Annotated in this window: 5 protein-coding genes; 2 read left to right on the top strand and 3 right to left on the bottom strand. The window is 43.6% G+C overall.

All coding sequences use genetic code 11. The annotated features are described in order from the left end of the window. Positions 1-361, bottom strand: a 361-nt coding sequence (locus AACT21_RS05245) for a response regulator (RefSeq protein ID WP_094164091.1), incomplete at its 3' end; no start/stop codon positions are given. Between the two features lie 30 nt (positions 362-391). Next, complete coding sequence (locus AACT21_RS05240) at positions 392-2,317, bottom strand: ATP-binding protein (RefSeq protein ID WP_170899151.1); 1,926 nt, start codon at positions 2,315-2,317, stop codon at positions 392-394. Positions 2,318-2,491: 174 nt separating this feature from the next. Between AACT21_RS05240 and AACT21_RS05235 the strand changes: the two genes are divergently transcribed. Both AACT21_RS05235 and serC read left to right on the top strand, forming a co-directional pair. After that, positions 2,492-3,751: a DUF945 family protein gene (locus AACT21_RS05235; RefSeq protein WP_094164090.1), complete on the top strand. Its 1,260-nt coding sequence runs from the start codon at positions 2,492-2,494 to the stop codon at positions 3,749-3,751. Between the two features lie 143 nt (positions 3,752-3,894). Next, positions 3,895-4,992 (top strand): 3-phosphoserine/phosphohydroxythreonine transaminase, encoded by a 1,098-nt coding sequence (gene serC / locus AACT21_RS05230; RefSeq protein ID WP_026028828.1) that lies wholly within the window; start codon positions 3,895-3,897, stop codon positions 4,990-4,992. A 101-nt stretch (positions 4,993-5,093) separates the two neighbouring features. On the opposite strand, the gene purB is transcribed toward serC, so the two are convergent. Continuing rightward, a partial coding sequence (gene purB, locus AACT21_RS05225) for an adenylosuccinate lyase (protein WP_094164089.1) occupies positions 5,094-6,191 on the bottom strand: 1,098 nt, incomplete at its 5' end.

Here is a 6,191-nt window from a genome sequence, read left to right as displayed (position 1 = left end):
GTTTGTTCCCATCCCAAGGTTTGGCTACATAAAAATGTAGGCTGGCATGATTCACCGCTTCTACGGTGTCTTCTAGCCCTGCTTGGCCTGTTAGTAGTACTTTGCGTGTATGTTGCGTCTCTTCATTGCGGCTTAATTCAATTAAGAAACTAATGCCTGTTTGTTCGGGCATAATGTGATCGCACAAAATTAAAGCCAGCTTGATATTTTGAGCTTGGTGATCGGCAATCACTTCTTTTGCCTCTGCAACAGATTCTGCGGCTTCTAAGATAAAAAACTCTTCAAATTCGTCGAGGTCTTGTATGACGCTGTCCAATACTTCACGTTCATCGTCCACGCATAAGATCAAAAATTTGTTCATGATATTCTCCTTAATCATCAGCACGACAAGTTATCGACTAACTGGCAGCCATACCGTCATCGTCGTGTATTTATCCTGTTCAGATTGAACATCGATCCAACCTTGATGCTGGTGGACTATTTGTTGGCAGACAGAAAGCCCAATACCGAGTCCAAAGTTACCTTCTTTTTTCGTCGTGTAATTTAATGTGAAGATACGCTCTTTCTGCTCGTACGGGATCCCACAACCATTATCCGTGAAACTGATGGTTACAAAAGATTGATTACCCTGTTTTGCTAATGTGGTTGCAATGTGCAGTACGCCATTGGCTGGGAAGGCATCAATAGCGTTGGAAATGAGGTTTGTCCATACTTGTTGTAATGCAATCGGCTGACAGGTAATCAAAGGTAAGTCGGCATACTCTTTTTCGACTTTGTGGCGCTTAAGACGATTTTCGAAAATAACCAGAGTGTCTTCAATACCTTCATGAATATTGACCTTGTGCAGCGCTTCATCATCAGGGCGAGCATACCCTTTAAGGCTTCGTACCATATCGGCGATGCGTTGTGCACAAACATTGATAGAACGAAGTGTACTACCTGTTAGGAAATAGTTTTCTAATTGTTCCAGTGTTTCTAACGTTTTCTCAGGATCGTGCTTAGCCGATTGTCGGAGCGCAAGATCATCATCTAGATTGAGTTTGACCAATTTTTTCGCGATCAAACGATGATGAATTTCATTTTCTATGGCTTTAGCGCGTGCCCGCTCTTCTGATGTAGAAGTAGGTTTGGCTGAAAGTGCATTCCTTAATAGTTGGCTGCCTTTATGTTGCAGATTTTTATGTTCAGTCTCTTGGACTAAGTGCTCAATCTTGTCTGACAATGTTTCGGTTCCACGTAAAATTGCGGCGACAGGATTGTTTAGTTCATGAGCGACGCCTGCAACAAGCTGACCGAGCATGGCCATTTTTTCCCGCTCGATTAATTGCTGATGAGCTGACTCAAGTGATTCGAGCGTTTTTTGTAGTTGCAATTTAGTGTTAATACTGCGTTGTAAGCGGCGGTTAAAATGGCGGAGCAGCAAGTTAGTAAATAGGGGCAATAGCCGAGTATCCGAATGCATGACTTTTGCAAACACATCTCGGTCTAGTTTAATCACATCGGTTTTAGTCAGGGTGACGGCAGTAGAAAAAGATTTCTCACCAGTCACAAAAGACATACCACCGACAATGTTGCCTTTTTTGTGGCGAACCACTTCTCTTTGTTGCCCTAAATCATCTTTTTTATACAGGGCCACTTCACCTTCAGTGATGAACCAAAGAAAGCGGTTCTCTTCTCCCTCTTTGGTAAGAAAGTGATTAGTGGAGTATGTACGGCAGGCGCGAGTTTCATCTTCATTTTCAAAAAACTGGTGTAAAGCACCAATTACTTGTTCAGCCAGTTCTGTATCAGAAAGCTTGTGGTAATCGGAGATAAAACCATCTCGATAACTGCGCATTTTATTATCGATGTGCGCGCGTAAGATGCGCTGTTGATCAAGTATTGTGCTGTAGTTGAGAATGTTGTCTTTATCGTGATCTAAGATGTAGGTCGTGAGCTCTTTTTGGACGGTTTTATAGAGCACGTTATTTTGTAGTGGCTTAGTGAGGCAGTGATCTAATCGCCCCTCATTGACGGCGGTGAGAATGGCTTGAATATCTTGTCCGCAGCTTATCAGCACTTTCCGCGCTGAACGCGTGTGGATTGATTTATCGAGTTGAGTCAAAAAATCCGCACCATCAAACTGCTCATGGTGACTGGCAATGACCAATGCAATCGTTTGTTGCTGTTCGTGTAAATATTCTAGGGCTTGCTCAGCTTCATCTATGGTGTCCGCTGTATGAAGATCAAATTTAGCGGCGAACGGAGCTAACTCAGCTCGCAACTGTTCTGTGCTGATTGGGTTATTGTCTAAACAAAGTAGTGCGTAATGGTTCACACAAGCCTCTACTGTCATCGCTGTTTTGACTACTGTAGCAAGTATTACGCAGTGGGTTTGAGAGCTAGGTTTTAGAATTTCTCATCACATCTTAGCAATACTCTGACCTAACTCCATGTTTTGGTTTTCAATTGTTTACGGTAGACTGGGTAAAATCTTCAGGAATGGAACACTATGAAACAGTTGAAAATCATTGGTGCGGTTGGTGGTGCTATCGTCTTAGCAGCATGCTGGCCGTTGGCTGTCGGGCAAATTGGTGAAAAGGTGATCACTAACGGTATTGCAAATATCTCTTCAGGTTCAATCGAGGCGGACATTGTCAGTTATAAGCGCGGTTACCTTTCATCAACCGTGCAAACCCGTTATCAGATTGCAGATAAAACGCTCAAACAACAGTTTGTTGCCGATGGTTTACCGACCCAAGTTTTAGTCAATAGCGAGGTTAAGCATGGCCTGTTGAGTTTAACAGCAACATCCGTTATTGCTGATCAAGAAAATCTACCATTGACGATGACCAGTATCACGCAGTTGAATGGCAATACTCAATACACTGTGGCGCTAGACAGTTGGCACTACCAAAGTGAAGGTGGCGAGATGACGTTCTCGACAACGCCCGCCACATTGAAAGGTGATATTTCGGTGCTAGGTGAAATCACTTATCAACTGAATGTTCCTTCTGTTGAGTTGGATTTTACCAGTGGTGAAAAAATGATGCTTTCACAGCTAACTGGTCAAGGTATAGGTAAACAAGATAAAGGCTTCTGGCTAGGACAACAGTCATTGGCGTTAGCAAAAATTAATCTTGTCGATGGCCTAGGTGAAAATACGCTGAGTATGGACAACATGCGTTATTCCTTTGATTCGGTATTAAAAGGAGAGCCTTCTCGTTTTGATAGTAATCACTTGATTGAGATGGATAAATTAACTTATAGCGAAGGCGAGGTGAAGGACCTCAATCTTGATTTTACCTTGGGTGATTTAGATGGTGACGCTTTTGAGAAGCTTTCAACGCTTTACCAAAATAGCCCAGAACTTTCTGATGAGGACATTCAGCAAGCACTACCTTATGTGCAATCATTATTCGAGAAAGGTTTTTATCTATCGATGAATAAAATGGCGCTAAAAGTTGGCCAAGGTGAGTTTGAATCAAACTGGAAGATAGCGGTTCCTGAAGGGACAAATAATGTGGTGCAAGATCCGAGTACCATTTTACCAGCCTTAACCGGCCACATTGATACCTTCATTTCTGACCAGCTGGTTGAAGATTTTCCTTTTATCCAGCAAGGTATTGATGAGCTTGTTGTGATGGAAATTATGCAGCAAACCGATCAAGGATATCGACTCCAAGCTGAACTGAAACAGGGCAACTTGGAATTTGAAAATGGCAACCAAATGCCGCTATTGACACTATTACTTCCGGCATTGATGCGATAGCGAACGGCGCTCAAGCAAACGATTTCGCGAGTTTTAGCAATCAGTAAGAGAAAAGAGCCGATAGAAGCTCTTTTCTCGCTTTTTATCCACATCAAAAAGTGGTATTAATCACATTAATTGTCGATAGCAGGAGCAAGGAACTCATGGAATCAAATCAAGCGGGCCCAGTCTATAATTTCAGCGCAGGCCCAGCAGCCTTACCTAAAGCCGTGATGGAAAAAGCGCAAGCCGAGTTTATTAACTGGAACGAGCTTGGCACGTCCGTTATGGAAATTAGTCATCGCAGTAAACCTTTTATTCATGTTGCTCAAGAAGCGGAGCAAGATCTGCGAGATTTGCTTAATATCCCGAGTAATTACAAAGTATTATTTTGTCAGGGTGGAGCGCGCGCTCAGTTTGCGGCGGTGCCTTTAAACTTATTAGGCGATGCGACTAAAGCGACCTATATTGATGCGGGTTACTGGGCTGAAAGTGCGGTCAAAGAAGCGAAGAAATATTGTGAAATCGATGTTTTCAACGCCAAAGTGACCAAAGAGGGCAAAACAGCGGTATTACCAGCCAGCGAATGGAAAATCGATCCTGAGTCAGCTTACGTGCATTTTTGTCCGAATGAAACGATAGATGGTATTGAGATTAATGATTTACCAGATACAGACAAACCGATTGTAGCTGATATGTCATCTACGATTTTGTCGCGCCAAATAGACGTCTCAAAGTACGGGGTCATTTATGCGGGAGCGCAGAAAAACATTGGGCCAGCGGGGATCTGTATTGCGATTGTTCGTGATGATTTGCTTGATTTAGCCAGTGATGTGCTACCGACTATATTGAATTATAAAGTGCAAGCTGAACAAGATTCTATGTTCAACACGCCGCCTACGTTTGCGTGGTATTTGTCGGGTCTCGTGTTCAAGTGGCTAAAAGGGCAGGGTGGTGTCGCGGCGATTGAGAAAATCAACCGCGAGAAAGCAGCGCTGCTTTATAACGCAATTGATGAGTCACCTTTCTATCGCAATACCATTCACCCAGACAACCGTTCACTGATGAATGTGCCTTTCCAATTAGTGAAACCAGAGTTGGATAGTACGTTTTTAGAGTTGGCTGAAGCGCGTGGTTTAGTCTCGCTACAAGGTCACCGAGTCGCGGGTGGTATGCGTGCCTCGATTTACAATGCGATGACACTGGAAGGCGTTCAAGCCTTAGTTGATTTTATGCAAGAGTTTGAACAGCAGTACGCCTAACGTTTTTTGATGGTATCAAAAACGATATAACATAAAATACGACCTTAAAAAACAAAGCCCACTAAGTGGGCTTTGTCATTAATCGGCTAGATTGAAGAGCATTACAATTTGTCGGTTAACTCAATTGCTTGGCCAATATAGTTGGCTGGTGTCATCTCTTTCAAGCGTGCTTTTTCCGCTTCAGGTAGCGCAAGGCCATCAATAAAGTGGCGCATTGCTTCACCATCGACTCGCTTACCGCGCGTGAGTTCTTTCAATTTTTCGTACGGTTTTTCGATGCCGTAGCGGCGCATAACTGTTTGCACTGGTTCAGCAAGGACTTCCCAGTTTTTATCGAGCTCAGCAAGCAGCGCATCACGGTTCACTTCCAGTTTACTGATCCCTTTTAGCGTTGAAGTGTAGGCGATGATCGCATAACCAACACCCACACCAAGGTTACGCAGCACGGTTGAATCTGTTAAGTCACGTTGCCAGCGAGAGATAGGCAGCTTTTGTGCTAGGTGATTGAACACGGCATTAGCAAGGCCTAAGTTGCCTTCTGAGTTTTCAAAATCGATCGGGTTGACTTTATGTGGCATTGTCGATGAACCAATTTCACCTGCAATGGTTCTTTGTCTGAAGTGGCCCAAAGCGATATAGCCCCAAATGTCACGATCGAAGTCGATCAGAATAGTATTGAAGCGGGCAACGGCATCAAATAGCTCTGCGATATAATCATGTGGCTCAATTTGTGTGGTATAAGGGTTCCACGCCACACCTAGCGATTCAGTGATAAACTCTTCACTAAAGGTATGCCAGTCGAGTTCTGGATAGGCTGAAAGGTGAGCGTTGTAGTTACCTACTGCGCCGTTTACTTTTGCGAGAATCTCGATATTGGCAATCTGCTTATATTGGCGTTCCATACGGTACGCTACGTTAGCCATCTCTTTACCCATAGTACTTGGTGATGCTGGCTGTCCGTGGGTACGAGACAATAACGGAATATCGCGATACTCTTCTGCTAAGTGACGAATAGCATCAATAATGTTGCGCATTTCAGGAAGAAGCACGGTATCGCGAGCTTCTTTGAGCATTAGCGCGTGAGATGTGTTGTTGATGTCTTCTGAAGTACAAGCAAAGTGAATGAATTCATTAACGGCGTGCAGCTCAGGAACACCCGCTACTTTTTCTTTTAAGAAATACTCTACAGCCTTAACATC

The sequence above is a fragment of the Vibrio sp. V08_P9A1T1 genome (assembly GCF_963874405.1).
GTDB lineage: Bacteria > Pseudomonadota > Gammaproteobacteria > Enterobacterales > Vibrionaceae > Vibrio > Vibrio anguillarum.
The sequence above is the reverse complement of the archived record's forward strand: the minus strand, read 5'-3'. Positions and strand labels throughout refer to the sequence as shown.